2 protein-coding genes and 1 pseudogene are annotated in these 3,031 nt (G+C 66.6%); 1 reads left to right on the top strand and 2 read right to left on the bottom strand.

What is annotated here, in order from left to right; translation table 11 throughout:
• A pseudogene (locus RMN86_RS00300) lies at positions 1 to 228 on the top strand (beta-ACP synthase); the annotation flags it as partial.
• A gap of 141 nt (positions 229 to 369) precedes the next feature.
• Here RMN86_RS00300 and RMN86_RS00295 read toward each other — a convergent pair.
• Together RMN86_RS00295 and RMN86_RS00290 are read right to left on the bottom strand one after the other, a co-directional pair.
• A complete protein-coding gene (locus RMN86_RS00295; RefSeq protein WP_309603823.1) occupies positions 370 to 1,422 on the bottom strand; it encodes a PQQ-binding-like beta-propeller repeat protein in 1,053 nt (350 codons plus the stop codon).
• 48 nt (positions 1,423 to 1,470) lie between these two features.
• On the bottom strand, positions 1,471 to 3,031 hold a 1,561-nt coding region (locus tag RMN86_RS00290; protein ID WP_309603822.1), incomplete at its 5' end, for a TonB-dependent receptor domain-containing protein.

Raw genomic sequence — 3,031 nt, 5'->3', positions numbered from 1 at the left:
CACCTGATCGGAGGCTCCGCGGCGCTGCAGGCGGCGCTGGGCCTGCGCGCTCTTGCCGAAGGGCTTGCCCCGCCGATCCAGAACTTCACCACCCGCGACCCGGACTGCGACCTTGACCTGGTGGTCGGCGCCGCGCGTCCGATCACCTCGCGACTGCTGTTGCAGAACGCCTTCGCCTTCGGCGGGCTCAACGTGGCCCTGATGTTCGCCGCGGCCCCCGCCGCCTGACCCCTGTCCCCGCCGACTTGCGGCGCGTCAGCTGGAACAGGGGCTATGCCCGGGTCTGGTGCTCTTCTCGTCCGATCACGTCGATGGCCCATGATCCGGCTGGCCACCCGCGGCCGCGCGCCGCGGGGGACCCACGCCGGCTCAGCCGCGCGGCGCGATCGTGTACCACATGACCTTGCCCATCGCGCCGCTCTCGCCGGGCGATGCGGCGACATAGAGGCGGTGCACGGACGGGGCCAGGATGGCCGTCTTGGCGCCTGGAAGGCTGGGGATCTTGGCGATCTCGCGATAGTGGTCGGCGTCGTCCTGCTGAACCACGCTGATGTAGCCCTCGCCGCCGGTCACATAGACGCGGCGGTTGTCCGGGTCCCAGGTGACCTGGTCGGTGCGCTCGGGCGCCTTGAAGCTCGCGACGGTGGCGCCGGTGTCCGCATTGATCACCACCAGCTTGCCGGGCTTGCGGGTGACCACGAAGAGGCGATGGTTCTTTTCGTCCATGGCCACGGGCGCATTCTGCTCCGCCTCTTTGATCTTCCATTTGTCGACGACCTTGCCTGAGGTCTTGTCGATCACCGCCAGATAGTTCTTGTCGGTCACGTTGATGAACAGCTTTGGTCCCGCCTGCTGGACCGCCAGGGCCTCGACATGGTCGGCGTCGAAGCGCACGTCGTGAAAAACCTTGCCGGTGGCCGGGTCGATCTCGCTCAGATGGCTGTCGGGCAGGGGGACGTCCTTGCCTCCGGTAACGATCCACAGGTGACCGTTCGAGCTGTCGAAATCGGCGGAATCGGCGCCGGCCGGCAGCTTGATCGTCCGTTTCTCCATCAGGGTCTTGGCGTCCAGCACCTGAGAGGGTTTGCCCCCGTCCACCACCAGCAGTTCTCCGGTGGCCGGCGTCAGGTGGAGGCTGTGGGGCACCCCATAGCCGGTCAGCCGTTTCTCCAGCGCGCCGGTGGTCAGATCGAAGACCTCCAACTCCGCGCTCTCTTCGCCCGCCAGGAACAGGCGGTTGTCCTTCTCATCAACCGCGAAGTGGTCAAAATCGCCCTTGTAGCCCGGCAGGTCGACGCTGCCGGCAAGGGTAAGCGGCGCTGGCGCCGGGGCGGTGGGCGCGGCGGCGGCGGTCTGGCTCTTGCCGCAGGCCCCGAGCGCCAGGGTGGCGCAGGTCAGCAACAGGATCGATCGAATGGTCATCGCATACTCCGAGATGGGGACGTGGGAAAGGGGCGCCGCGATCCGGCGCTAGAACTCGCCGGTAAAGCTCACGAACATGTATCGGCCCAGGGTGTCGTACATCGACGCCGCCATGTTGCCGCCCAGCACGAGGGGATTGGCGCTCGCCCCGATCACCGGGGGCGTGCGACCGAAGATGTTGTCCATGCCGGCCCGCATGGTGACCCGTGACGAGACCCGGATGCTGGTGGTCAGGTCGAAGTAGTCATAGGGCTTGATCTGGCTGTCCACCGCGAACGGCGTGCCGGCCAGATGGGCGTAGGAACTGCCCAGTTCCGACTTCAGCCGGCCGATGTGCCGCCAGTTCAACGACACCTGCCAGACCTCGGGCGCGGCCCAGGTCAGGCGCAGCTGATGGCGCCATTTCGGGATCGGCGAGGTCGGCCCCTCACCGGTGCAGGTCGGCCCGAACAGGCCGGTGCAGTCGAAGGTTTCGCCGCCGGGAATCGGCTGGATCCGGTTGTCCAGGGCCAGGCTGCCGACGAAGTGAGCGCTCAGTCGGCCCGGAACCGGAAGGTTGAAGTCGGCCAGGTCGAAGGCATAGTTCGAGTCAAAATCGACCCCGCTTTCCTCGAAGGATCCGGTGTTGAGGTTGGTGGCGATCACCCGCCCCGAAGTGATCCCGTTGCCCAGCGAAATCGAGCCGCCGGCGTCACGCTGGACCAGGGCGCAGAAGATCGGGTTGCCCGTATTGATGCAGTTGTTCAGCGAGGCGTTGGGCGCGTACTGGCCGTCATAGTGCTGAACCTCGATGTGCCAGTAGTCGACGCTGAGGGAGAAGTTCTGGATAGCGAGCGGCGTCAGGACGGCGCCGATGGTGAAGGTGTTGGCGGTTTCCGGACTGAGGTGGCGGTTGCCGCCGGTCAGGAAGTTGAAGTTCCCGGTATCGGTGAGGGTCCCGTACTGGGCGGCGGTCAGCCCGGAGTTCTGGCACTGGGCCAATGTGGCCGTCGGCGTAGCGCCGGCGCAGGGGTCCGCGCCCTGGAACTTCGCGATGGTGTTGGCCTTGAACAGCTCATAGCCATTGGGCGCGCGAATGGCCTGGCTGTAGCTCCCCCGGAACCGCAGGCCGTCGGTCGGCGTCCAGTCGCCGCCGATCTTGTAGGCATTGACCCCGCCCTGCAGGCTATATTTGGCGTACCGGTCGCTGAGGTCGAGAGACAGCTTGCGGGCGAACGGCTTGTCTTCCAGCAGCGGCACATGGGCCTCGCCGAAGACCTCGGAGACGGTATAGGCGCCGCCGAAGGGCAGTTGCTGTCCATAGACGCTGAGATCGCCGCTGGTCAGCGCCGCGTTCGGCGTGTTCCTCAGCGCCTCGCGACGATATTCCACGCCAAGCGCCACGCCCACGCCCTCGTCGCTCCAGGGGCTCTTCAACCCGTAACGGCCAAGCTGGCCGATCAGGACGCCGTTCAGGACCGCCCGGCTGGCGTATCCGGATTGTTCGCCGCGTCCGCTGATGTAGTTCACCGCGGCTGGGGTCACGCCACCGATGCTGAAGACGTTATAGGGCACGCAGCTCGGATCGGTCGCGTCCACGACGGACTGGCAGGTCGCGACGCCGCCGACG

This window comes from Phenylobacterium sp., from assembly GCF_031360265.1.
GTDB lineage: Bacteria > Pseudomonadota > Alphaproteobacteria > Caulobacterales > Caulobacteraceae > Phenylobacterium.
Note: the sequence above shows the minus strand (reverse complement) of the source record. Positions and strands in the feature narration are given on the sequence as shown.